This is a genomic window from Microcoleus sp. S36a_B3 (genome assembly GCF_036700745.1).
Lineage (GTDB): Bacteria > Cyanobacteriota > Cyanobacteriia > Cyanobacteriales > Microcoleaceae > Microcoleus.
The window spans coordinates 31,492-56,957 of the sequence record NZ_JAUBPN010000005.1 but is presented as its reverse complement, the minus strand read 5'-3'; the positions used below and the strand labels follow the sequence as shown (position 1 = coordinate 56,957).

22 protein-coding genes are annotated in these 25,466 nt (G+C 46.4%); 11 read left to right on the top strand and 11 right to left on the bottom strand.

Features of this window, described 5'->3' with window-relative positions; genetic code table 11:
- The first annotated feature begins 28 nt into the window (after positions 1-28).
- Together QUA01_RS07660 and QUA01_RS07655 are read left to right on the top strand one after the other, a co-directional pair.
- A complete protein-coding gene (locus tag QUA01_RS07660) occupies positions 29-1,603 on the top strand; it encodes a GMC family oxidoreductase (protein ID WP_333088890.1) in 1,575 nt (524 codons plus the stop codon).
- A gap of 99 nt (positions 1,604-1,702) precedes the next feature.
- The gene (locus QUA01_RS07655) at positions 1,703-2,041 is read left to right on the top strand and encodes a hypothetical protein (RefSeq protein ID WP_333088889.1); all 339 of its coding nucleotides are present in this window, start codon (positions 1,703-1,705) and stop codon (positions 2,039-2,041) included.
- Between the two features lie 21 nt (positions 2,042-2,062).
- Here QUA01_RS07655 and QUA01_RS07650 read toward each other — a convergent pair whose 3' ends face one another.
- From QUA01_RS07650 to QUA01_RS07620, 7 genes are all read right to left on the bottom strand, one after another.
- Positions 2,063-2,674: a cytochrome c oxidase subunit 3 gene (locus QUA01_RS07650; protein ID WP_333088888.1), complete on the bottom strand. Its 612-nt coding sequence runs from the start codon at positions 2,672-2,674 to the stop codon at positions 2,063-2,065.
- 176 nt (positions 2,675-2,850) lie between these two features.
- Positions 2,851-4,524 (bottom strand): cytochrome c oxidase subunit I, encoded by a 1,674-nt coding sequence (ctaD, locus tag QUA01_RS07645; protein WP_333088887.1) that lies wholly within the window; start codon positions 4,522-4,524, stop codon positions 2,851-2,853.
- Between the two features lie 59 nt (positions 4,525-4,583).
- The gene (locus tag QUA01_RS07640; RefSeq protein WP_333088886.1) at positions 4,584-5,501 is read right to left on the bottom strand and encodes a cytochrome c oxidase subunit II; all 918 of its coding nucleotides are present in this window, start codon (positions 5,499-5,501) and stop codon (positions 4,584-4,586) included.
- Between the two features lie 62 nt (positions 5,502-5,563).
- Positions 5,564-6,181, bottom strand: coding sequence for a DUF2231 domain-containing protein (locus QUA01_RS07635; protein ID WP_333088884.1), 618 nt, complete (start codon positions 6,179-6,181; stop codon positions 5,564-5,566).
- The gene (locus QUA01_RS07630) at positions 6,178-6,672 is read right to left on the bottom strand and encodes a DUF2231 domain-containing protein (RefSeq protein ID WP_333088882.1); all 495 of its coding nucleotides are present in this window, start codon (positions 6,670-6,672) and stop codon (positions 6,178-6,180) included. Before QUA01_RS07630 ends, QUA01_RS07635 begins: the two co-directional genes overlap by 4 nt.
- A 564-nt stretch (positions 6,673-7,236) precedes the next feature.
- Positions 7,237-9,867 (bottom strand): MGH1-like glycoside hydrolase domain-containing protein, encoded by a 2,631-nt coding sequence (locus tag QUA01_RS07625; protein WP_333088881.1) that lies wholly within the window; start codon positions 9,865-9,867, stop codon positions 7,237-7,239.
- A 39-nt stretch (positions 9,868-9,906) separates the two neighbouring features.
- Positions 9,907-10,719, bottom strand: coding sequence for an SDR family oxidoreductase (locus QUA01_RS07620; protein WP_333088880.1), 813 nt, complete (start codon positions 10,717-10,719; stop codon positions 9,907-9,909).
- A 457-nt stretch (positions 10,720-11,176) separates the two neighbouring features.
- Between QUA01_RS07620 and QUA01_RS07615 the strand changes: the two genes are divergently transcribed.
- Positions 11,177-12,541 carry an NAD(P)/FAD-dependent oxidoreductase gene (locus tag QUA01_RS07615; protein WP_333088878.1) on the top strand — a complete coding sequence of 455 codons (1,365 nt, stop codon included), beginning with the start codon at positions 11,177-11,179 and terminating at the stop codon, positions 12,539-12,541.
- A gap of 114 nt (positions 12,542-12,655) precedes the next feature.
- Here the strand turns inward: QUA01_RS07615 and QUA01_RS07610 are convergent, their stop codons facing one another.
- On the bottom strand, positions 12,656-13,630 hold the full coding sequence (locus tag QUA01_RS07610) for a VOC family protein (protein ID WP_333088875.1): 975 nt from the start codon (positions 13,628-13,630) through the stop codon (positions 12,656-12,658).
- A gap of 288 nt (positions 13,631-13,918) precedes the next feature.
- Between QUA01_RS07610 and QUA01_RS07605 the strand changes: the two genes are divergently transcribed.
- Positions 13,919-14,983, top strand: a complete 1,065-nt coding sequence (locus tag QUA01_RS07605) for an aldo/keto reductase (RefSeq protein ID WP_333088874.1) — start codon at positions 13,919-13,921, stop codon at positions 14,981-14,983.
- A gap of 400 nt (positions 14,984-15,383) precedes the next feature.
- Here the strand turns inward: QUA01_RS07605 and QUA01_RS07600 are convergent, their stop codons facing one another.
- Complete coding sequence (locus QUA01_RS07600; protein WP_194010787.1) at positions 15,384-16,199, bottom strand: cobyrinic acid a,c-diamide synthase; 816 nt, start codon at positions 16,197-16,199, stop codon at positions 15,384-15,386.
- Positions 16,200-16,518: 319 nt separating this feature from the next.
- Between QUA01_RS07600 and QUA01_RS07595 the strand changes: the two genes are divergently transcribed.
- Together QUA01_RS07595 and QUA01_RS07590 are read left to right on the top strand one after the other, a co-directional pair.
- Positions 16,519-16,833 (top strand): Mo-dependent nitrogenase C-terminal domain-containing protein, encoded by a 315-nt coding sequence (locus QUA01_RS07595; protein WP_333088871.1) that lies wholly within the window; start codon positions 16,519-16,521, stop codon positions 16,831-16,833.
- Positions 16,834-17,223: 390 nt separating this feature from the next.
- Complete coding sequence (locus QUA01_RS07590; RefSeq protein ID WP_333088870.1) at positions 17,224-18,087, top strand: Npun_R2479 family HD domain-containing metalloprotein; 864 nt, start codon at positions 17,224-17,226, stop codon at positions 18,085-18,087.
- A 145-nt stretch (positions 18,088-18,232) separates the two neighbouring features.
- Here the strand turns inward: QUA01_RS07590 and QUA01_RS07585 are convergent, their stop codons facing one another.
- The gene (locus QUA01_RS07585) at positions 18,233-18,367 is read right to left on the bottom strand and encodes a hypothetical protein (protein ID WP_333088869.1); all 135 of its coding nucleotides are present in this window, start codon (positions 18,365-18,367) and stop codon (positions 18,233-18,235) included.
- 326 nt (positions 18,368-18,693) lie between these two features.
- Here QUA01_RS07585 and QUA01_RS07580 point away from each other — a divergent pair, with 326 nt between their 5' ends.
- The gene (locus tag QUA01_RS07580; RefSeq protein ID WP_333088868.1) at positions 18,694-20,619 is read left to right on the top strand and encodes an alpha-amylase family glycosyl hydrolase; all 1,926 of its coding nucleotides are present in this window, start codon (positions 18,694-18,696) and stop codon (positions 20,617-20,619) included.
- Positions 20,620-20,745: 126 nt separating this feature from the next.
- Here QUA01_RS07580 and QUA01_RS07575 read toward each other — a convergent pair whose 3' ends face one another.
- The gene (locus QUA01_RS07575) at positions 20,746-21,027 is read right to left on the bottom strand and encodes a hypothetical protein (protein WP_333088866.1); all 282 of its coding nucleotides are present in this window, start codon (positions 21,025-21,027) and stop codon (positions 20,746-20,748) included.
- Here QUA01_RS07575 and QUA01_RS07570 point away from each other — a divergent pair.
- The 4 genes from QUA01_RS07570 to QUA01_RS07555 all read left to right on the top strand — a co-directional run bounded on the left by QUA01_RS07570 (position 21,002) and on the right by QUA01_RS07555 (position 25,382).
- On the top strand, positions 21,002-21,304 hold the full coding sequence (locus QUA01_RS07570; RefSeq protein WP_333114821.1) for a hypothetical protein: 303 nt from the start codon (positions 21,002-21,004) through the stop codon (positions 21,302-21,304). The genes QUA01_RS07575 and QUA01_RS07570 overlap by 26 nt on opposite strands.
- Positions 21,305-21,674: 370 nt before the next feature.
- Positions 21,675-22,523, top strand: a complete 849-nt coding sequence (locus tag QUA01_RS07565; protein WP_333088864.1) for a 3'(2'),5'-bisphosphate nucleotidase CysQ family protein — start codon at positions 21,675-21,677, stop codon at positions 22,521-22,523.
- Positions 22,524-22,755: 232 nt separating this feature from the next.
- Positions 22,756-23,436: a Crp/Fnr family transcriptional regulator gene (locus QUA01_RS07560; RefSeq protein ID WP_194065996.1), complete on the top strand. Its 681-nt coding sequence runs from the start codon at positions 22,756-22,758 to the stop codon at positions 23,434-23,436.
- Positions 23,433-25,382: a M61 family metallopeptidase gene (locus QUA01_RS07555; protein WP_333088863.1), complete on the top strand. Its 1,950-nt coding sequence runs from the start codon at positions 23,433-23,435 to the stop codon at positions 25,380-25,382. The genes QUA01_RS07560 and QUA01_RS07555 overlap by 4 nt, the downstream gene beginning before the upstream one ends.
- The last annotated feature ends 84 nt before the right edge of the window (positions 25,383-25,466 follow it).

Genomic DNA, 25,466 nt, shown 5'->3' with positions numbered 1-25,466 from the left:
ACCAGCACAATTAAGAAAAGATTAGGCAATGGTAAATTCGGCGAACCACTACGATATCATTATTATTGGCACGGGAGCGGGCGGAGGTACGCTTGCTCACCGTCTCGCACCGACTGGTAAAAGGATTTTGGTGCTAGAAAGAGGCGACTTTTTACCCAGGGAAAAAGCAAATTGGAGCGCGCTGGAAGTTTATCAAAAAGAGCGCTATCATACGGATGAGTGCTGGTACGACAGGGAAGAAAAGGAGTTTCGACCCCAGACGGGCTATTGGGTTGGCGGCAATACAAAGGTTTATGGTGCGGCTCTTTTACGGCTGCGGGAACGAGATTTCGATCGCGTAATTCACAAACAAGGATTTTCTCCAGAGTGGCCGCTCAAATACGCAGATTTTGAGCCGTATTACACGCAAGCTGAAGCACTCTATGACGTTCATGGAGAGCGGGGAACAGATCCGACTGAACCGCCCTGCAGCCAACCTTATGCTTATCCTCCTGTCAGCCACGAACCGGATATGCAGGTGCTCGCGGACGATATTCGATCGCTCGGTTACAATCCGTTTCATTTACCTTTAGGATTAAAGCTGAATGAAGCCGATCGCACAAACAGCCCTTGCATTCGCTGCGATACTTTTGACGGCTATCCTTGTTTAGTAGGTGCGAAAGCCGATGCGGAGGTGAATGCGATTCGCCCTACCCGCGAAAAATATGCTAATTTCACCCTAATAACTAATGCCAAAGTCTTGAGACTGCATACCAGCAAATCCGGGCGAGAAGTGACGGGGGTAGAAACCGAAACTTTAGGGGAACGACAGCAGTTTACAGGCGATATTGTGGTGGTTTCCTGCGGTGCGATTAATTCGGCTGTTTTGTTGTTGCAATCTGCCAACGAGCAGCACCCCAATGGATTAGCAAATAGTTCGGATCAGGTGGGCAGAAATTTAATGAAACACCTGGCGACTGCTTTAGTTGCTATGCACTTAGATGTGAATGCAGCTAACTTTCAAAAAACTATTGCTGTCAATGATTATTATTGGGGAGAGCCGGATTTTCCTTATCCAATGGGTATGGTACAAAATACGGGCAATGTGTTAGCTGATATGCTGCCGGCGGAGGCTCCGGCGCTGATGGCTCCGCTGGTAAAATTGATTCCTAAATACGAGCGGCATTTGATTGCTGAGCGATCGGTTGGTTGGTGGTTGCAAACAGAAGATTTGCCAGATTCAAACAATCGTGTTCGGGTGGAAGGCGATCGAATTTACTTGGATTATACGCCGAACAATACCGAAGCGGGCGATCGGCTAATTCACCGCTGGACATCTGTAGTCAAATCCCTCCACCGTTCGGCCAAGCACGTCATTCCTTTTAGCCTGTATCCTCGCGCCGAGATGCCGGTACAATCAGTTGGTCATCAATGTGGCACTTGTCGGTTTGGTACAGACTCCAAAACTTCAGTGCTTGACGTGAATTGCCGCACCCACGATGTTGAGAATCTCTATGTTGTGGATGGCAGTTTTTTCGCGTCAAATTCGGGGGTTAACCCGACGCTGACGATTATGGCAAATGCGCTGCGGGTTGGCGATCGCATCGCTGAGCGGTTAAAATAAACTCATTTTATCCCTTGAGAAAGAAAGGACTAAAGTCCTCACTACGAACCAATTAAGAAAAAATTGAAAACCCGCAAAATTTGTGAGGAAATAATGGTAATGAATGATGTTAAACAGCCGAATGAAAACGATAAAGACCAATCAGAAACATCTGAATCTCACCCGATCGCCACAGGATTGGGCGCAGTCGGCGGCGGTGTAGCTGGTGCGGCCATTGGTAATTCTGTTGGCGGAAAGGTTGGTGCGGCCATTGGTAGCATCGCAGGGGCGATCGCGGGCGGAATTGCCGGCAATGCAGTGGCTGATGTTGCTTCAGAGGCGATCGCCGAAATTGAGCCGGCGATCGGGTTAGGTTTAGGCGCTAATGCTAAGCCAGTTGAATTGCCCAAACATTACACTTGGGAAGAATTACAAGCACTATCAAAACCGCAAGGGTAGGGTTTTGGCAAAGAAATAGAACTACCACAGATAAACCAGCGAGAACAAAACAATCCAAATCACATCAACAAAGTGCCAAAACAAAGAAGCCGCACTCACGCCGAAGTGGCCGCCGTTGTAGTTCCCCGGAAGGAAAGAACGGACAAGCATAATTAGCTGCAAGATAATCCCGACAAAAACGTGCAAACCGTGAAACCCAGTCAGCAGATAAAATGTCGCGCCGAACAACCCTGTAGTCAGCCCAAAAGATAGGTTGTTCCACTCGATCGCCTGATTAACTAAAAAGTAAGTTCCCATTAAGGATGCCACCAGCCACAGCAAGCGAAATAAACCCAGTTTCCGGCGATCGAGGGCCTGTTCGGCAAAGTAAATGACAAAACTGCTCGAAACCAGTACCGCCGTGTTGATCGCAGGTTTAAGCACCTCTAATTTCGGGATACCAGGAGGAATCCAGTTGGGAGTTGTCTGCCGCAAGATGATGTAGGCGGCGAAAAAACTGAGGAAGACCATACTCTCGGAAAGCAAGAATGCGGTAAAGCCAAACATCCGCTTTTTGCGATCTTGAGAATTTTCGTTGCTTTCTTGGGGCGATCGGCCTGAATGCGTAGGATTTGCCATAAGTGAAGAAGTCATTAGTCATTGGTCATTAGTCATTAGTCATTAGTCATGAGTCATTAGTCATTAGTTATTGGTCATTAGTTATTGGTCATCAGGAAGAAAATACCTCTAGCATTCAATCGATCTCAATTCTTGAAATTATCTGCGTTAATCTGTGTTTATCTGCCTGAAATCAGCGGTTGAAATTGCAGCTATTCTTGAGCAGAAGCCTGGGTAATCGGATCGGGAGAATCGACATAGTGGTACGGCGGCAAAGTCACAATCGGAATCTGGGCAAAATTCTCAACAGGCGGCGGCGAAGAAACAGTCCACTCCAACCCCGTAGCGTGCCAAGGATTGTCCGTTGCTTTCGGGCCCTGCAGCGCGGAAACCACCATATTGACGATAAAAGGCAGCGTCGATACCCCCAGCAGAAATCCCCCCAAACTGGCAATGACGTTCAACCCTTGGTATTGCGGATCGTAGGAAGCAACCCGGCGCACCATCCCTTGCAAGCCCAACGGGTGCATCGGAAAGAAAGTCAGATTAGCCCCGATAAAAGTTAGCCAGAAGTGGATTTTGCCCCAGCCCTCGGCGTACATCCGCCCAGTCATCTTGGGAAACCAGTAGTAAATTGCTCCAAAAATCGCAATTGTGATGGTGTTGAACACAATGTAGTGGAAGTGGCCGACTATAAAATAAGTATTATTTACGTGCAGATTAAAAGGCACGGCCCCCAGCATAACGCCCGTGATGCCGCCGAACAGAAACATGACTACGCCACCCAAGGCAAACAGCATCGGCGTTTGTAGGTGCAGCTTTCCGCCCCAAACGGTAGCAGTCCAAGCGAATACCTTAACGCCAGTCGGCACGGCGACTAACATGGTGGAGAACATGAACAGCATCCGCATCCAGCCGGGAGTGCCGCTGGCGAACATATGGTGTACCCAAACGAAGATGCTGAGTAGAGAAATTGCAAAGGATGCAACCGCTACTGATTTATAGCCAAACAAAGGGTTGCGGGAAAAAGCAGGCAAAATCTCCGAGAAAATACCGAAGGCCGGCAGCGCCATTACGTAAACTGCAGGGTGCGAGTAAAACCAGAATAAGTGCTGGTAGAGAATCGGGCTGCCTTCGTTAAAAGGATCGAAAAAGGTTGTCCCCAAGGCTAAATCGAACAACATCAGCACCGCAGCCGCTGTCAGGGCTGGCAGGCAAAACAGTTGCAGCAACTGGGCGCTCAAAACCGTCCACACAAAGATTGGCATTCGGAACCAAGTCATGCCCGGTGCTCGCATTCTGACGATCGTCGTTACGAAGTTAATTCCCCCCATAATCGACGAAATGCCTAGCAGCGCCACACTCACCAGCCAGATAAATTGGCCGTTGATTAAATCGCCCGACGGGTTCTGGATGCTGACCGGCGGGTAAGACCACCAGCCGGCCTGGGCGGTGCCGCTGGGCAGCAAGAAGCTGGAAATCAGCAGGATGCCTGCGAAGGGAATTATCCAGAAGGAGATGGCATTAAGGAGGGGAAACGCCATGTCCCGCGCCCCGATCATCAGCGGTACCAGGTAGTTGCCTAGACCCACCATGCAGGGGAAAACCCACAGGAAGATCATTATTGTCCCGTGCATGGTGAACAAGCCATTGTACAGCGGGCGATCGACTAGATTTAATGCTGGAGAGATCAGTTCGGCGCGCATAATCATCGAGAATAAACCCGCGATTAAAAAGAAGATAAAAGCAGTAATTAGGTACTGAATGCCGATAACTTTGTGATCTTTGCTGAAGCTGATGTAGCGCCGCCAATGAATCGGATTTTCGCGGAGATCGCTTTCACGAGCGCCACCGTTGGCTATGTTTTCAATCGAGTTATTTGTCATTTTTCAGTTACTTAGTCATTAATCGAGAGCAAATTCTGTTTTTTTGCCGAATAGTTCGATCAGTTGGGATGATTTACCACAGGAGGCGGAGCCGGTGTCACAGTCGGCCAGAAGCTGCTTCTGGTTTTCTGCACTTGCTTTTTGTATTCGGAAACCGCCTGATTGCTTGCAGGAGTTGGCGATTGTGTCGCAGCTTTGGTCAGCCAGCGATCGTAAGCTGCGGGGGATTCAACGTACACATCCGCATCCATCAGGGCAAAGTAAGTGCCGCTGAATTGAGAATCTCTCAACCGATATTTGCCTTCTCGGATCGGCGCAAACACAAAATTAATACTGCGGTTGGGAATGATATCTTGCTTGATGCGGAATTCAGGAACGTAGAAACCGTGAATAACATCCAGCGATTGCAATGTCAGCCGCACGTTTTGATTAGCTGGCAGGTGCAATTCTGTGCTGGTAACATTCTGGCGCGGATAGCGGAAAGACCAAGACCACTGTTTAGCAATTACCTCAATTTCTTCAGCAACTGGTTTAGAATTGTTGTTGTTTTCCGTAGGTTTTTCGGCGGCATAAACAGGTTCTTCTAGAGGCAGGTGCAAGTGGGCGATCGGTGTCAAACCTTGGATGTTGATTTTCTGATAAATCATGTAGCTTTGAGCGGCAACCCACGTCACTAACAACACCGGAACAACTACCCAAAGAACCTCGATTTTCCAATTTCCCCTCGCAGGATGACCGTGGCTGAAGTCTCCTTTCGGTGCGCGGGAAGTGAGGATAGAATAGAGGATAATGGCAGAAATTCCGATAAAAATAAACGTTCCGATAGACACCAAGAAGCTAAACAGATTGTCAACTTGTTGGGCTTCTGCGGTTCCCTGACTGGGCATCCAAGAATAGGCCTGCTGTCCTACCCAGTGGCTGGCTATCATATCTAAGGCGATCGCGATCGCCAATAGCAAGCTCTTAAAAACTTTCATAAAATTCCTGCTGCTTGAAAAGATGCGTATTCTAAGTCGAAACTCTTAATTTATTTACCTATTTACTTGAGGACAGAACTAGGATTTAATCCCTGTCGGAGCAAACCCGCAGCCGTATTGTGAATCCCAAACTGGTCTCCCATGTGTGCTCCGAGCGTCCCGTGAACGAATAGTAAACCCAGCATGACAACGCCTGCTAGCAAATAGCTCCACTGCACTTGTCTGCTGGCTTCTTTGCGCCAGCGGTAGCGCTGAAACCCCCTCCACACGGTCAGGGCAACGATCGCCCCCAACAGCAAAACTCCGCCCAAACCGTGCAATACCATAGTCGGCGCTGCACCCAACCCCCACGCACTCTTGACATTCGCAGGGGGATCTGCGAGCATAATCTCGAAAAATCCGGCTGCGACAGTAAAAAATGTGACGATCGCACTTGCCACCAAATTGTACCAGCCCACATCATAAAAGCCCGATCGCAGCGCAGGGACAGCCAAAAATTTCAAAATCGGTCTTTCTAGCGGAAAAAGATTTCCTGCTATATCAAACAAGATGGCAATTATAAACAAACCAAGGGTAAAATGCACCAAATTCGGATGAATTGGCACTTCGTAGGGCAGTCTATTTGCACCTAGCTTGAACCCCAATTGATCGATAAGTTGCTGCACGAGTTGCGAGTTCATTGCAAAATTCCTCTTTTCGTCGCTTCAACGATCGGCTCTACGTGCAACCCGTAAACCCAAACCAGCCGAGTTCCCAGATATGTTTGAAATAAAACCAAACAACTCAAAAAAGTTGTCGCCCCCAGATAAGCCGGCGGTACTTTCAAGGGACTGCGCCTGCGAATTACAAAGCGCCAACCCATAATTCCCGCCATAATTGCCGCCAGCGACCATCCCGTAATCGCGTGCAAATTCAGTACCGGTTTAACCACCTCGTAAGGTTGCGCCAAACCAGCTTCAAACTGACCGAACATCACAGCTAGGAATATGGAAACTGTCGCCACAAACAAGTTCCAGAAACTCACTTCAAACAAGCGGTGATTGCGAGTGAAATATCCCACAACGTCGCAGAAAAACGAGAAAATTACCATCGCAATTACAAAGTGGACAAGAATCGGATGGAGCGGATCGGGGTAAGGTAGATTTTCGCTATTGAGAGGTAGAGCAGGCATTGCTTTGTCCTTACGGCATCAATGAATTATATCATCAGAAAAATGGGTAGAAACCCCGTCCTAAAAGGACGGCTTTGCATTAATTTAAATCCCCTCGCGGGGTGGAGGGGTATGGTTGCCCCTCCGATGAGGTATGGTTACCTCAAACTCCCATTTCTGGGGTAAAGTTAGCTTCGCCCATGTTTTAAGAGCTTTTTAGACTTGCAGCACCGTTTCAGGGACCTTAAAACTGTTTAACTGCAAATGACAGAGCGGAAAACTAGCTACGCATTCAAGGAGTGTCGTGACTCAAAAAACGTAGTCAGTTAAGACTTAGGCTGGTCAGGACGGCTTTTGAGATTTCTCTTTCAAGCCTCATGCCGTCAGGGCTGAGGTTCCTGACATCCAATCAATTACCAAGTATCAACATTTTACAGGTTCGTAGTGAGGACTTTAGTCCGCAATTAGAAGGGCTAAAGTCCTCACTACAAAGCAATCTTGTCTTTATAGTTAGAGGGCTATACGGTTTGCTGAAAATTGCCAATTTCATATCTAAACATCGATTTAAACAAAACATTGTCAGTTTCATGGTTTGTCACTCACTTGCTGGATCAGTTTCGCCACCACAGCAGTCCATCCCGTCTGGTGAGACGCGCCCAATCCTGCACCGTTGTCGCCGTGAAAGTATTCGTGAAACAAAATCAAATCCTGCCAGTGAGGATCGTTTTGAAACTTTTCTAAACCGCCATAGACTGGTCTTTTACCATCTTTACCTCTGATAAAAATGCTATTTAGCCGCTGCTCTAATTGCAAGGCAACTTCCCATAAATTCATCATAACTCCAGAGCCAGTAGGAAATTCTACTTTGAAGTCATCACCGAAATAATGGTAATATTTTTGCAAGGATTCAATTAATAAGAAATTTAACGGAAACCAAATCGGGCCGCGCCAGTTTGAGTTGCCACCAAATTGCTCAGTTGTAGACTCAGCAGGCTCATAGTCTACCTGATATTTAATGCCATCCCACTCAAAGATAAACGGATGTTCTAAATGATAGCGAGAGAGGGAACGAATGCCGTGGGGCGAAAGAAATTCATTTTCATCTAGCAGCCTTTTGAGGACGCGCTGCAATCCTTGGGGGGTGGTAATTGAAAGCAGCCTGCGCTCGCCGACTCCGGGAATTTCCATACTGGCAATATTATTTGTCAGTTCCGGGCGGTTCTTCAAAAACCAATCAATTTGCTCTTTAAATCCCGGCACTGTTTCTAATAATTCAGTTTCCAAGGTATCGACGGCAAATAGTAGCGTCATCCCCACCATTGAGCGGACTTTTAGCAAGGAACATTCACCGTTAGGCAGAGACAGAGCATCGTAGTAAAAGCCGTCTTCATCGTCCCACAAACCGATTTTTTGGGGGCCGACATGGTTGACAGCATCGGCTATGTGAAGGAAGTGTTCAAAAAATTTGAGCGCCATGTCCGAGTAAACTGGATCTTCGCGGGCAAGTTCTAAGGCAATTGCTAACATATTCAGCGAAAACATTCCCATCCACGCAGTGCCGTCTGCTTGTTCCAAATAGCCGCCAGTTGGTAATGGTTTGCTGCGGTCAAATACCCCAATATTATCTAAGCCTAAAAAGCCGCCTTGAAACAAATTTGCACCTTGAGGATCTTTGCGGTTTACCCACCAAATAAAGTTGAGCAGCATTCTGTGAAACATCCGTTCTAGGAAGTCCCGATCGCCTTTACCTACTCGCTTTTCTTCAATTTTATAAATTCGCCATGCCGCCCAAGCTTGCACGGGCGGGTTGACATCTCCAAATGCCCATTCATAAGCGGGAATTTGACCGTTTGGGTGCATATACCACTCGCGAGTTAGCAGCAGTAATTGGCGCTTGGCAAAGTTAGCATCGATTAAGGCGATCGGTATGCAGTGAAATGCCAAATCCCAGGCTGCAAACCAAGGATATTCCCATTTATCTGGCATGGAAATGACTTCTTCTGCATAAAAGCTTTCCCACTCAGCATTGCGACCGTTTAAACGCTGCGCCGGTGGTATGGGTTCTGCAGGATCGCCTCGCAACCAAGTGCGAACATCGTAGGCGTAAAACTGTTTAGTCCACAATAAGCCAGCAAAGGCTTGACGCTGTACGTTGCGGACATCTTCCTCAAGATTTGGAGTTAGCGATTCGTAAAATTCATCGGCTTCTTTTTGCCTTTGAATGAAGGTGTCTGCAAATTCTTGGCTAAAAGCATTGTCGGTATAAACATCAGTAAATCTAAGTTGAATAACTGCAGTTTCTCCTGGCTCAATTTCCAGGTGATAGTGAGCGGCGGCTTTAGTACCGATTTGAGCGGGATTTACAGCTTTTTGGCGATCGCGAACGATTAATTCGTGGAAAGCATCTTTAACGTAAGGTGAGGTATTGGCGACACCGTACAGGCGCTGTAGGTTGGTTTCATTTTCAGTAAATAACAGGGGAGGATTGCCTTGACAAAATAGCCAGCGATCGCCATATTTTGGATGGTTAGCTTTGATAACTCCATCGCCCGATCGAGCCACATACGCTGATTTTTTGCTATCCGTCCAAGACCAAGTATTGCGAAACCATAAACTCGGCAATAAGTCAAGGGTTGCTGTTTCTGAACCTCGGTTAGTTGCGCCGATCCGAATGCAAATATCTTCTGGGGATGCTTTGGCGTATTCAGCAACGATATCGAAGTAGCGATCGCCCTCAAAAATTCCCGTATCCATCAACTCATATTCTGGCTGATATTTGTCGCGCTTGGCATTTTCCTCAACCAACAAGGTATAGGGATATTCTTGCTGCGGATATTTGTACAGCCACCGCATATAAGAATGAGTTGGGGTATTGTCTAAATAAAAGTAGTATTCTTTGACATCTTCTCCGTGATTTCCTTGACTGTTAGTCAGCCCAAAAAAACGCTCTTTCAAAATCGGATCTCGGCCGTTCCACAGTGCTAGGGCGAAGCAGAGTTGACCGTGGCGATCGCAAAATCCCCCTAATCCATCTTCACCCCAGCGGTAGGCGCGCGATCGCGCAGCATCGTGAGGGAAATACTCCCAAGCCTCACCGTTTGGCGAATAATCTTCGCGGACTGTTCCCCACTGGCGATCGCTTAAATAAGAACCCCAGCGGTTCCAGTGCGCTTTCATTTCAGCATTTTCTTGAATTCGTTTGTCTTCAGCACCCATTTAGTCGATCCCGCCAGATTTTAGATTATATAATCTCGATTAGCCGCCTGTAGCAAATCCTGGATACAAAGTCATGCCGCCATCCACAAACATCGTTGCACCGCAGACATAATCCGAGTCATCCGAAGCGAGCCAAACAGCCGTTTTAGCAATATCTTCTACTTCTCCCACTCTATTGTAAGGAATAAGTTTTAACAATTTTGCTTCGGCTTCTGGTGTATTCCATGCTGATGTATTGATGGGGGTTTTGATTGCCCCTGGCGCAATACTATTAACTCGAATTCTCTGGGGTGCGAGTTCTTGGGCAATACTCCGCATCATCATATTTATACCGCCTTTACTAGCAGCATAGTTGACGTGACCCGCCCAAGGAATTACCTCATGTACTGAGCTCATGCAAATAATTTTGCCGGCAGCCGCCGAAATATGAGGTTGTACGCCCCGCCGCAGAAATTCTTTGGCAGCTTCGCGAGCACACAAAAACTGTCCGGTTAGGTTGACTCCAATGACTAGGTTCCAGTGGTCGAGTGTCATGTCTACAAAGGACGAATCTTTTTGCAGACCTGCGTTATTAACCAGGATGTCGATCGTACCAAATTCCTCGATCGCCTGACGGAACATAGCCTTAACTTCGTCTTCTTTGCTGACATCGGCACCAATGGCGATCGCTTCTGCACCCCCGGCTTTGATATCCTCGACAATTTTCTGCGCGTCTTCAGCTTCCGAGTGGTAATTGACAGCAACAGATGCACCTGCTGCAGCTAAAGCACGGGCGATCGCTTCGCCGATACCAGAACTTCCGCCCGTTACCAGAGCTTTTTGGCCTTTAAGAAGCTCAGGGGAAAAGCTCATATTTTTTCTCCGTCATTTTGAAAATTTATTTGACATTTATTATATAGACTCTATTAGTCAAATTGATAACAAACTTGTGTCAAATTTGTCATAAAAATAGTCTATACAAGAGATTGTTTTAGTTGAAGCTCATGCTAGTAATAGCGTCTAGCCATTACTACTTAAATTTATTTATGCCTTAAGAAATATATAATTTTAAATTATGTCTTTCTTAAGGCAGATACCTTTGAATAAGAATTACCCTAATATCATATCCTGTCAATTAACCGCAGTCAGATTCGATCGCGCGTGCGGAGTTGAGTTGTCCACAGGGAGCCGACACTGACTGACCCACGCGCGATCCGTTTTGGCGATCGCAATCGGCCGAACCGGATATAAGTTGAGGTTAGTTAGAATCAAGCTGCATTTTTGTATAATAATTAGTGCATCAAGAAAATTATCAAATTTAACTAACAGTATGATGAACAACACAATCTATCAAACTGTAATTGTAGGTGGCGGCTTTGCTGGACTATTTACAGCTTTGCACTTGAGCCACCAACACTATCCCCGTTCTGTAATTTTGATCGAAAAAGAGGATCGCTTTTGCTTTAAGCCGTTACTTTACGAATATTTTAGCGGCGAAATGGGTGCAGAAGAAGTTTGGCCGCGCTATGACGAATTGCTAAAAGGTAGCGGTGTAATTTTTGTTAAAGATGCCGTTCAATCGATTGATTTACAACAGCGAGAAGTCAAAGTAACATCGGGAGATGCTTACAATTACAGCAATTTAGTTTTGGCTTTAGGTAGCGTTACAGGATATTTTGGAGTTGAGGGAGCTCAAGAGAATGCGTTTCCTCTGCGTACCGGAGAAGATGCGATCGCCATTGACAAACACCTGCGCGACTGCTTGCAACAAGCTCTTCAGATTCAAAGTGCCCAAAAGCGCCGCAAATTCCTGACTGTCACCGTCATAGGTGCTGGAGCTTCCGGGGTGGAAATGGCAGGTACCTTAGGCGATTTACTGCCAAATTGGTATGCTGCAATGGGCGGCAATGCAGAGGAAGTCCGGGTCGTTTTACTCAATCACGGCGAGCAAATCCTGGAGAACGATATTAATAGTCACCTGCGCGAAATTGCGACAAATGCTCTGCAAAAACGCACAGTACCAGTAGAATTTATTATGGAGGCAAAAGCGACAGCTATTCGCCCCAACGAAGTAGAATATCAGCGCCACGGACAGGCGAAAACTTTATCAACAGGTACAGTGATTTGGACGACAGGAACTAACATTAATTCGCTAATTAAAGGTTTAGCAATTTCTGATGAATCGCGAGACAAACACGGTCGCCCTTTCGTGAACCCTACACTGCAACTGCTAGATTTTCCTGAAGTTTTTGCAGGGGGAGATTGTGCAGCAGTGCAAGGCAATTCCTTACCTCCCACCGCTCAAGTTGCTTATCAGCAGGGAGCTGCAATCGCTCACAATTTGAATGCTCTGGCTTTGGGAAATGAGCTAAAACCTGCGGAAGTTAACCTGCGGGGAACACTTCTAAAACTTGGGATAGAAGAAAGTGTCGCTAACATTTACAATAGCTTTGAAGTAACCGGAGAACTCGGTCACTTAATCCGCCAAGGTAGTTACTTAGAGTTATTGCCCACTCCCGTTCATAATTTAAAAGTAACAGAGGAATGGCTGAAAGATGAAATTTTCGATCGCCACTTGCACCCGATTCATACTGCCGATGTGGTTAAATGGGTTGGCGGTGCGGTAGTGGGCGTTGTAGTCGCCCGAAAATTGATGCAAATGTTAGGAGATAGCAAAGATAATACAGCTAGTTAATGGCTAAAATTTAGCAATCTTTTGAAATAGCTTAGTTTCTGATATCAAATCCTCTCTTCATCGGAATAGTAAATTGACTGTTGACTGTTAACTGTTGACTGTTAACTGTTAACATCATTCCGGTTCAACCGGAATTGATGTCAGTAAAATTGCGTGTCCGTCAGGATCTTTGACGAGGCAACTTTGGCGGGAAAAACTGGAATTATTTCCAAATTGCACGATCTGCGGCGAGATTAACTCAACTTTATTTTGTCGCAACTTTTCCAATAGTCGATCTAGATCGTTAACAATTAGTTGGACTTGCATATGAGCAATATCGCAACTTTTCCAATTCCTCGGTATGGGGCGGCCTTTTGGAGTAACTAAATAGTCTAACAGTTCAATTCCTAAACCGCCTTGAATCGGCCGAAGTGCGGTGATTTTGACTTTAGCTTCTGGCAAATTATCGAGGCGAACTTGGGTTTCGCCTTGGTTGAGGCTGCCTCCCTTAATTTGCATTCCCAGTAAGTCGCGGTAAAAGTGAAGACTTTGTTCTGTGTTGCTAATCGCGATCGCGCTGTGATCGATTCCTAAAAAGCAGCGATCGCTCTTTTGATGCCATTTTTCTTGTCCTTTGTCCTCCGGGAACCAAATTAGCTCTAAATTGTGGCCGTCAATGTCTTTAAATTTAAAAGCTCTCACGCCAGCAGCTTCTTGATTTTCCGGCGGTATTGTTTGGGGTGCAGTGGAGATGGGGACAATGGGAAAAGAGCGCAGGTGTGCAAAGGCGCGATCGATGTCACTGACTACAATTGCCAAATGTTGAAACCACAAGTCGTTACTTTGGGAATCTTTGGGAATGGGTTTTCCCTCAACATTCAGATATTCCATCAACTCAATTTGTTCATCTCCAAGCTGCAAAGTAACAATGCGGATTTTTGCCCCCTCAACACCTTCGAGCTCGCTGTAATTTTGCCCTTCAACCGTAATATCCGAAACAAATTTAAAGGAGAGTGCTTTGGTATAAAACTCCTGGGAGCGATCGGCATTTTTGACCGTCAATCCAATGGCTCTAATTTTCTGCACTTGTAGAAGAGAAGGGTTATTCATAAACTTGGGAGTGCTTTATCTAAATTCTCAGCAGCGCCGAAGATTGCAGCCCGATGCGAAAAAACTTGGGGAAATTTTCCTCATCCCTCGCCGCTCGACTCCGCTTGTTTGACCTGAACTTTTAATTATTTGAGACAGCCTAGCATTTTAAACATAACAATAGCAGTACGTCCTTGGAAAGATGCGATCGCCCTGCCGCCTTCCTAGGATTGTAAAAGTTAAAAGCTTGCAGTCCCCAGATTGTCTGGTAGAGAGTGAGTTCTAGTATTTTAAAAAAAGGAGAGATTTGTGGGTATTAGCAGACGCGAATTGTTGAAGGTAACTTCTGCTTCGAGTTTAGTTGCAGCAGGAATGGCAGCTTCAGAAGGTTTTTTTAAACCCCTATACGCTCAAGATGAACCACCCCAAGTATACGCTCGAAGTGAAGCGGCCCGAGCTCAAAGTTTGAGCGGCGAGATGAGTTACAGGACACTGGGAGGCACAGGAGAGCGAGTGTCTGCAATTGGCTTAGGCGGACACCATATCGGACGGCTTCGAGAGGAGCAAGAAAGTATTAAGCTGATTCGCAGTGCGATCGATCGCGGCATCAATTTCATGGACAACTCCTGGGACTATCACAACGGACGCAGCCATCGATGGATGGGGCAAGCGCTCAAGGACGGCTATCGGCAAAAAGTTTTTCTGATGACGAAGCTCGACGGTCGCACCAAGGGCGCTGCTATGATGCAGATTGACGACTCGCTGAAGGCATTGCAGACCGATTACATCGACCTGATGCAGCATCACGAAGTTATTCGCATGGAAGACCCCGATCGCATCTTTGCCCCCGGTGGAGCAATGGAGGCTGTGGTGGAAGCGCAGAAAGCTGGCAAGATTCGATACATCGGGTTTACCGGACACAAAGATCCTTTGGTTCACCTGCGAATGCTGGAACTTGCCGCTCAACACAATTTCCGTTTCGACACGGTACAGATGCCGCTCAACGTGATGGACGGCCATTTCAGAAGTTTTGAGAAACAAGTTTTGCCCGTGCTGGTGCAGAACAAAATCGGCGTATTGGGGATGAAATCGATGGGCGACTCCTACGTTCTTAGAAGCAACACAGTTACGCCGATCGAATGTCTCCACTATGCGATGAATCTGCCGACTTCTGTGGTGATTACTGGGATCGATACCATGCAGCTTCTCGATCAAGCATTTGAGGCAGCCCGCACGTTTAAGCCGATGGATGCAGCACAAGTGGCGGCGATGCTCGATCGCACTCGCTCTGCGGCGGCAAAAGGTCAATACGAACTGTATAAAACCAGCAGTCAATTTGACAGTACCGCCATGAATCCATCCTGGCTGGGATAAGCGCTTTTGTATCGATCTGCAGAGGAAGCATCCAGCGCATCTGTATTTTGCTTTGTACCGTGCGAGCTCTTGACGTTCTCGCACGGTACAAAATACTGGCTCTTCGGGGACGCTAGCCCTGTAAAAAAAATGCTTTTTGCATAGAGTGTCAATAAAATTGAGACTCGGCTATATGTCGGGCGAGCAATGCACAGCTTATACCAAATCCGGGTAACATACCCCCTTTACGATTGAACCGGGAAGATACTTATAGCGCGAAGAGAAGAGGAAAGAGAAGAGTCAGAAGATAAAGGGGATGGCAAACTCGGATTTGGTATTATTGCGTACACTCAATAGACGAATTCTCAAAAGCCAGTAAGCTAGCAGGTAAGATGCCCGATTCACAATTAATAGAATCAGTCTAATGAATAAATTGCAAGTCAGTAGGAAATCTTTCTTCTTCCGGTTCTGGATCGTAAATGTAGTCGCAGTCAAACTGGAAAGCTTGAGAGTGGCGGCTGATCGAAAATCCGCATTGAGTCACCATTTCTGTAGTAAAACTGGCCATGACTAACTCAATGAGTTTTCTGTAAGAAATGTTGGGCTGTTGAACGTAATATGTGCGTCTGGCAAAAAATATTCTCTCATCTTTCGGTACAATTATGCCATTAATTCTGTGGGCGTGTTGAATCGGCTTGATGTAACTTTCAATAAACTGCGACTGACTTTTTTGCAGTCTGGCTAATCTTTCATGTTGCAACCAACTCATTTGAAACACAATTTTAATAAACTCAAAACCCAAAATGTAGTTAAAAACATTATTGCGTTCTTCTGTGCTCAAGACAAAGCGGAGCGCGGATTCTAAATATTGATCGGTTTCTCGGCGCGCTTGTTGAGCTGAGTGGATGTAAAATTGTTTTATGTAGCTTCTCAAATCAGATTCGTTCAATTCTTTTTTGACTTGGAATCTGATTAAATACTCTTTGACTCGGTGGAGAGTATCGACATCTTCAAACATTTTTGAGACTAAGCCGTCGGCTGTATAGTCATCTAAAAATTCTGCTTGCAAGTCTGGAGTAGTGGCGCACAAGATGTAGGAAAGGGACAAAACGTAGCGCCGCTGGTTCCAAGGTAAACTTTCGGCCCAAGCTTTAACTTCTACAGGGAGTTTTTCCAGCACGGTATTTGTGTGGGGGCGTTGAAAAAGGTCGGCATTTTTATCATTTTGTTGAATCATTGCCTGAAACCTTCTGTTAGTAAATTGAGCAGGTAATGTTTCGCAGGCAAGTAGTAGGGTAAGGCAGATGCAGGGAGTTAGAAAATATCATAATTTTTTTGCTCTATGTGATGCTACACGGCCTAAAGAGTGCACCCAGTGATCTGTCTCACATTTTTGCGGACTTACAATCACGACTATGAACTTAATATATCACATTTTAGGGCGTTTGGTATCACACGAAAAACTTATTCACGTCACTGTCGTAACGGCGGGTTTGATTGATGATTGAGAAGAGTGATTCAGAGCTTTTTGTTGGTAATAACTACTGAGGTCAATCATGAATTCGACTACAAGTATTTTTCCTAAAAATCGGTGTCAATACTTAAGTTTTGGCAAGTTTCTCGTCCAACCAGCGCGACGGTGGCTGGATGGCATTGCAGTGGGCGATCGGCAAGTAGCTCGGTGGTTGTGCCAACTTATACCCTCACAGTGTCCTTTTGAGAGAGATATCAAGCTATGGGGACACCATCTTTTCCACATACCCCCGATGTGCAAACTCAATCCGGTATATGAAGAATTAGTGGGGTTGCGTTTTCGCTCTCTCTCGTTTTTGGCTGACGTATGCGGGGAAGATGTAACGCGGTACTGCTGATTGAGGGGTGTTATACCTCGATCGCCCGTCGAGATCGATTGTTTACTGGGTGCATCGCTCTGCTAGTTGCGAGATTCCAAATTTAACTCATTATATTTGATAATATGAGTGAATGCCTCTAGATAGGAGCGGGCATTCATCGTGGCAAATAAGTAAAAAATCAGACAAATTCTTAATTATGCCACATTAGTTCTAGGGTGCGTCACCCGCTCAAAAAATCTTGAAATGCGATCGGCTGTTTCGAGGGTGCCGCGCACCTGATACACAGGGTGGAAAACAAAAATTATTGTGTAGCATTAATTTTGACAAATACTAAAATATCAAACGGTAGCATCAAAAAAAATAAGTAAAGAAATAATTTAACAAGCTATTTTGCTCAAGCAAGTGAATATGTTTAACGCAACTGAACTGCTGATTAATACTTTTGTAAATCGGCTAATTGAAGGCTACCGCCACACCTACGGCGGGTTTAAATCTGACTATGGCGAGATTATTGGTTGGGTAGCCGATATGGCTTTACAAAATATTGCGAATAGCGATGCTCTTTACCACAATGTAGAACATACTATTTTAGTGACATTGGTAGGACAAGAAATTTTGCGAGGCAAGCACATCCGTGAGGGTGGTGTTTGCTGCGAATATTGGCTGCATTTCCACATTGCTTTGCTGTGCCACGATATCGGATACGTCAAGGGCGTTTGCCAGCAAGATAGAACAGATATGGGACTTTATGCGACGGGCATAGGCGACTTTAAATTAACACTACCTCGGGGGGCGACGGATGCGAGTTTGACCCCTTATCATGTCGATCGCGCAAAAATGTTTATTGAAGAGCGTTTTGGAGGTCACAGACTGATTGATGCCGAGGAAGTTAAGCGGAATATTGAGTTAACTCGTTTCCCGGTTCCAGCAGGGGAAGATCATCAAAATACTGCGAATTATCCGGGTTTGCTGCGGGCGGCGGATTTAATCGGTCAGTTGAGCGATCCGCGATATTTGCAAAAGGTTGCTGCGCTGTTTTACGAGTTTGAGGAGACTGGTCAAAATCAGGTGTTGGGATATCGCAATCCGGGGGATTTGCGGGACGGGTATCCTAAGTTTTATTGGAATGTTGTGTATAGGTATGTCAAAGATGCGATCGGCTATTTGGAACTGACGCAGCAGGGGAAGCAAATTGTCGCTAATCTGAATGCAAATGTGTTTCGGGTGGAGCATTCTGAAGTGGAAGTTGAGGAAGTGGCTGTAGTTCGTTGATTCCCGATAGTTGCGAGAAAGCAATCTCAATAAAATGTAGAATTCGCGATCGAATTCAGCAATACTGTTGATATTGCAGCGCCAAATTTTCAATGAGTTCGACCGTGGCGCGAACCCTCGGCATTTCCGCGAGAATTTCGCTCCATTACCACTGTCCGTTAGGATTGAGTTCGATCAAATAAACCGTGTCGTCCTCGTCGCGAATGATGTCGAACGCACCAAAATTTAAACCAAATTTGTCAAGCATTTGGTGGAGTTTGTTGAAAAAGTCGATCGGCATTTAAATCGAATATAGAGGCGAGATATTCGGCCCACCCCACAAAAATCTCAAAAAAGAAGATATCCAAAATTTGCGGAAGGGATAAAAAAAGGGGAAAAGTCCGTGAAGCGCAGCTATCGGCCAGGGAATTGCACAACTACCATCAAACTTTGAGGACTGAAGTCCTCAATACAAACCTATAGACGACTCCACCATCTGTCTTTAGACAGATTTTATTCAACCAGTAAATTCCGTATGATGCAGTAAAAGTTAGTCAGATGAGAAGGCTATATCCGACTCTAGCTCCGAATAACTGACCAATCTTACTAAATCAAAAAATATCTCTCATGACACCAGTCACTCCAACTCAAACTTCCTCTCAATACGAAACCACCAAACCCGAAGAAAAAATTGAGTCTCTGGTAGCAGAAGTTCAACCAGAAAGCGAACTCGATTTAGAATTCCTCTACACCAGAGACATTGAATTTCGCCAAGAAACAATTTATTTCATTGTAGTCGATCGCTTTCATGACGGCGATCCAGAAAATAACGAAGGCCCAAATCCCGAACTGTACGATCCCGAAGGTAAAGACTGGGGAAAATATTGGGGCGGCGATTTGCAGGGAATTATCGACAAACTCGATTACTTAAAAGACATGGGTGTTACCGCACTGTGGTTGACTCCTTTATTTGAGCAAGTAGAAGCATTATTTATCGAACAAGCGGCGATTCACGGCTACTGGATTAAAGATTTTAAACGCCTTAATCCCCGGTTTATTGGTAAAGATGAAAATCCATCTCTCAACCAAACTCAAGAAAATCAGGATACCCTATTTGATAAGTTAATTGCTGAATTGCACAAGCGCAAAATGAAGTTTATACTGGATATTGTCTGCAACCACAGCAACCCAGATTTTAGCGGAAAAAAAGGCGAACTTTACGACGATGGTGTAAAAATAGCTGATTTTAATAATGATAAAAATAACTGGTATCACCACTACGGCGAAGTCAAAAATTGGGAAGATGAATGGCAAGTACAAAACTGCGAACTTTCCGGTTTAGCTACTTTTAATGAAAACAATCCCGAATACCGCAACTATATCAAATCAGCAATCAAACAATGGATAGATCGGGGTGTTGATGCTCTGCGAGTCGATACTGTTAAGCATATGCCGATCTGGTTTTGGCAGGAATTTAACGCTGATATTACAACGCACAGACCGGATGTTTTCATCTTTGGCGAGTGGATTTATAGCGATCCGAGAAACGATTTATCTATCGAATTTGCTAACGAGTCGGGAATGAGTATTTTAGATTTCGGTTTGTGCGTGGCAATTCGGGAGGCGCTGGCCCAGGGTGCTGAAAGTGGATTTCATTTAATCCAAGATGTGCTCGATTTAGATAGCCGCTACTACGGGGCTACTGAGTTGATTACTTTTATTGACAACCACGATATGCCCCGGTTTCAATCGCTGAATCCCGATCCAGAAATGCTGAAGTTGGCTGTTAATTTAATTATGACAACTCGCGGGATTCCCTGCATTTATTACGGTACAGAACAGTACCTGCACGACGATACAAATGGTGGCAACGATCCTTACAACCGCCCGATGATGGACAAGTGGGATACTGATTCGCCGATTTACCGAGACATGAGGTTGCTGTCAGGATTGCGGCGGTTGAATCCTGCTATTTCGATGGGCAGTCAGTGGCAAAAATATTTAACTCCTGATGTCTATTGTTACGTGCGGCGCTATCGGGATTCATTAGTATTTGTAGCGATGAATCGAGGTGATTCTGTCACCCTCGAATCTGTTGATACTGAATTGCCTGATGGAGAACATACGGATGTTTTGTCGCGCCGCAAGTTTGAAGTGAAAGATGGGATGTTGCAGGATTTAGAGTTGGGTGCGCGGGAAGTAATTATTTTCAGTCATGTGGGAGAGCGGATTAAGGCAAAAACCATTGTGCGGGCGCAGCTTAACAGCGTTGAAACTCAGCCTGGGGAAAAGGTGGCGGTGATAGGAGATTGTCCTGAATTGGGGAATTGGGATATTAGCAAAGCTTACCCGCTGGAATACATTAATACTAATACTTGGTTTGGGGAGATTCCGTTTGATGAAAGTGCGGGGAAGTTGATTACTTACAAGTATATTTTGCTGCGGGAAGGAGAGTCGCCGCTGCGAGAAAATCTGGTTTGTCGCCGCTGGGTTTTGGCTAGCGAGGGCACTGTGAAATGGCGGGACAAGTGGGTTAGCGGACGGGAATCTTAATAGTTTGGTGCGGGTTTGTTAAACAATTGTATGGTGTGCAACGCGACCTTACTGATGATTGGCGTGTCAGATTTATGGTGGGGATTGCGCGCCCGGTGACATGATTTGTGTTGCGCTACAAGGACGCTAGGGTTTGATATCATGTCCGATCGATTTACCGATATAAAATTGGTTCGTAGTGCAGTTGAGTCCGCAATCCCAGCGCGTATGCAAGTCCCCGTTTGTTTGAGGGCTGGCGCAGGCGGCGAACAAATCAATTTTGTCGGCTAAACCGAAGAGTTTTAGGGCGACTCGGCCGCGCAGCCGATCGATATTGTGGAAATATACAACAATTTTGGGGCGATCTGGTTTAGCGCCGCACAGCACCACCACTGGAATGCCAATGTCCTCGCCCGTACAAAATATCACGTCGCCGCTGCTGACTTGCTCGGATAATTTGCGCGCGGCGGCCCAATGTTCGGGTTTAGAAGAAATTTTCGATCGCAGTTTGTCGAGGGAGGATATCGCTTCGCCGTCGGCAGCGTGGACTGTGGCATTTAAGCGGTCTCTCAGAGCCCGCAGGACGTGTCTGGGGCATTTTCGGAGTTGGGATAGAGCTCAATGCCATCGAGGTCTATTTTGCGCCCTAACGCCCAATGATATTTCAAAATATTCTCCTTATAATGCTGGTGCTGGCAGGAATTAACTTAACCTCAGAAGATTCTATCCTAGGAGATTGCGAGGAGAATCCTGTCTGGGGCTGGTACAGCAACTGCCCGATCGCCCTCGCAAACGGGGTTGCAAGGACACCCGCGATCAAATCCTGTACGAGTCAAAAACAGTGACAAGCGAATTTCAAAGGTGGTACCCGCCACGTACTCGATCCGTGGAATCAATCCCTCGAATCAATCGGGAGTATCTAAAATCTCAAATCCTCAAGCTCCCGAATTTATCCGTGGAATCAATCCAAAATCTAAAATCTAAAATCTAAAATCGAATGACAGAGGTCGATCGATCGATTCAAATGAACTAAGATTTTATCCTGAAAGTTAGCTAAAACATTTATTTTAAACCTCATGTATATTTCTCCAGAACAAGACCAAAAAATTCGCTACACCATGCGCCAGTGCGGTCAGGAAGCTTACAAGCTGGCGGCGCAACCTTTTGAAGTGTGCCAGAAAGGCCCGGACGACTACGTGACGAGTATCGATCGCTACTTAGACGGACAATTATCGGCAGCATTTAACGCTTTGTTTCCCGAAGACGGCACGATCGCAGAGGAAAACATCGCCTCCAGAGCAGCTTACTCGGCCAATTACTCGCGGCTGTGGTGCATCGATCCGATCGACGGGACGGAGGGATTTATTCAGGGAAAACAGCACTACGCCGTGATGGTGGGGCTGCTGGTTGAGGCAGAACCAGTCGCCGGTTGGATCTATGCCCCGGCTTTTGACAAAATGTATTTTGGGGGCAAAGATTGGGGATTGTTCCAAAGTGTCGGAGTCGAAGCGGCACAGCCGATCGCCCCCTGCAAGCCGGAGGCTCCGACAGCGGAAAACTGTAAAATTATTCTCGGAGACAAAGACCAAAAAAACTACGGCGGGGCGATCGCCCAAAGCATCCCCGGAGCCGAATTTTACTCCCTCGGCAGTTTTGGCTTAAAAGTGATGGAAGTCATACAAGGTCGAGCCGGTTTGTACCTGTATTTCAACGGCAGAGTTAAAGTGTGGGATACCGCCGGCCCCCTGGCTCTAGCAAAAGCCGCCGGATTGGTTTGTTGCGACTTGCAAGGTCAACCGCTGAGGTGGACTAAAGACGCGATCGATCCTGAGTCCCTGGCTCACACACAGTCGATCGCGATCGGCTGGCCGGACTACATAGAATCTCTGTTGGGCAAAGTTCAAAAGGCACTGACACTTTTGTAAACCCGTTTAAAATTAAAGAATCTGCCAATTTTAAGTGAAGCGCGCCTCTGTACCCTTATCATCAATTAGATAAGCTGCCAGAAGCAAGTTTCACTGTGTCTGAGATGTCGGTCTCGTTCACTTTGTGTCAATCTTATCGTAGCAGCAACAAATTGTTGGTTTTCTCTAACAGCGATCGTTCCCTAGCTGTTCGCTGTGGCTCAATCATATTTCCCACCTCCCGCGAGTTTGCATGAAGACAGAAGCTTTCAGTGAGCTGTTCCCCCTATTTAAGGGTGCTAACCCAGAAACCTTGGGAGGGCTGCTATCCAATGCCGTCAAACATGAGTATCCCCCAGGCCGAGCTGTAGTCATGGAGGATTCTTGGGGCAACGCTATTTACTTTGTCGTGTCCGGCTGGGTAAAAGTCCGGCGACTCTCAAACGATCGAGCTGTATCGATGGCTATTTTAGGACGGGGTGCTTTCTTCGGCGAAATGGCGATTCTTGACGAATCTCCGCGATCGAATGACGTACTTGCTCTATCGCCCGTGCGGCTGATCAGCGTCACGGCCCAGCGATTTATCCAAACCCTGTTTAAAGATCCGCAACTGCACCACCGGATGCTGCAATTGATGGTGCGGCGGCTCCGCCAAACCAATCTGCGCTCTCAACTCCGCAACCGCCAACCAGCGGTTAAACTAGCAAATACTATAGTCGAGCTGGCAGAAAACTACGGTCAAAAAACTGCTGAAGGCAAAGATATCTTTAACATCCCCTATCAAGACTTAGCTGATGTGACAGATATCACCTTAGATGAAACCAGCAAAATTATGGAAAAACTCGATAGTAAAGGCTGGCTCAAAGTCGATCCAGAGCGCCAAACTATCCATTTGATCAACCTCAAGCACTTGATTAATTTGGCAAGTCAATGACTGATGTTACTTCTTTGGATATCTCCTCCGCTGCCGGCAACTCGATCGCGCAGCGAACAGCACCGACAATTCAATATTGGGTGGCGATGCCCAATCCCGAATCCCACCTGTTTGAAGTGACTTTGCGCGTGCAAGGTTGGTCGCAGCCGGTGCTGGATTTAAAAATGCCTGTCTGGACTCCCGGTTCTTACTTGATTCGAGAGTACGCCCGCCACCTGCAAGATTTTCGAGCGCGCTCCTCTTCGGAGTCTTCGCTAACGGGCGATTCCCTACGGGATAGCTCTGCTTCACGAAATTTACCTTGGCGCAAGCAAAGCAAAAATCATTGGCAAATCGAGACAAATTCAGTTTCAGATGTCACGGTTTGCTACCGGATTTTTGCCAACGAACTGACAGTGCGAACCAATCATTTAGACTCGACTCACGGTTATTTCAATCCAGCAGCTTTGTGCTTTTTCTTGCCCGGTTTTGAGCGCAACTCCTACATCGTGACCGCTGTACCGCCGCAGCCCCAATGGCGCACAGTGACTACTTTGCCTCCTGTTTCCGGCCAGGATATGACTTTTGCTGCTGCCGATTTTGATACCCTGGCCGACAGTCCTTTTGAGATTGGCTGTCACGAAGCTTACGATTTTGAAGTGATGGAAAAACCCCACCAGCTAGTGGTTTGGGGGAAAGGCAATTTAGAATTGGATCGGGCGATTAAAGATATCAAGAAAGTCATTGAAGTTGAGGCCGAAATGTTCGGCGGTTTGCCTTACGAACGGTATGTGTTTTTGCTGCATTTGTCCGGCTCCGGTTTTGGTGGCTTGGAACACAAGGAAAGCTGCACTCTCAACTATCCGCGTTTTGGTTTTCGGGCTAAGGAAAAGTACGAACGCTTTATTCAATTGGTGGCTCACGAGTTTTTTCACCTCTGGAATGTCAAGCGAATTAGACCGAAAGCTCTCGAAGTATTTGACTATGAACAAGAAAATTATACTCCTTCTTTATGGTTTTCTGAAGGCACGACCAGTTATTACGATTTGGTGATTCCTTTTCGTTCTGGTCTCTACAATGTGAAAGGTTTTTTCCAAAATTTATCGAAGGAAATTACTCGCTTGGAGACGACTCCGGGGCGGAAGGTGCAGCCGGCAAGCGAATCGAGCTGGGATGCTTGGATTAAACTTTATCGCAGAGATGCTAACAGCGACAATTCGCAGATTTCCTATTATTTGAAAGGGGAACTTGTTTCGTTTTTGCTCGATTTGTTGATTCGAGCCAAGCACGGTAACGCCCGATCGCTCGATGATGTGATGCGTTTGATGTGGCAGCAGTTTGGTAAGGGTGGTTCTGCTGAAAATGAAGATTTTGACCTGAAGCCGCCAACAGAGGCAAAGCCGGGGCAGATAACATCAAACGGACGGTTAAATTCTGATGCGCGACCGACAGAAATCGGCTTTACTCCCGAACAGTTGCAAAGGGCGATCGAGTCCGTCGCCGATATGGATTTGAGCGACTTTTTTGCGCGGTATGTAGACGGCACAGAAGAGCTGCCTTACAACAAATATCTCGAACCTTTCGGGCTGCAAATTTCGGTAGATGAAACCAACCAAATTCCTCGCACCGGTTGGACGCTGGGATCGGAAAACGGGCGGGAAATGATTAAATTTGTCGAAGCAGAATCTCCGGCGCAGTTGGCCGGAATTGACGCTGGGGACGAGTTACTGGCGATCGCAGGTTTTCGGGTAGCAAACGCAGAACAAGCGGGCGAAAGGCTAAAAGATTACCAGCCTGGTGACACCTTAGAGGTGACAGTGTTTCACCAAGACGAACTGCGGACTTGTTCTGTTACTCTCGCCCGGCCGCGCCCCGGTCGTTACTCGATCGTACCGGTGGAAAAGCCCACTGCTATTCAGAAACAAAACTTTACTGGATGGCTGGGAGTTCCTCTATCAAAATTGTGACATCATAGTTAGTAGTCAGTTGTTATTTGGCAGTTGGCAGTTAGCAGTTGGCAGTTGGCAGTTGGGCGTTGCCATTAGCTAATA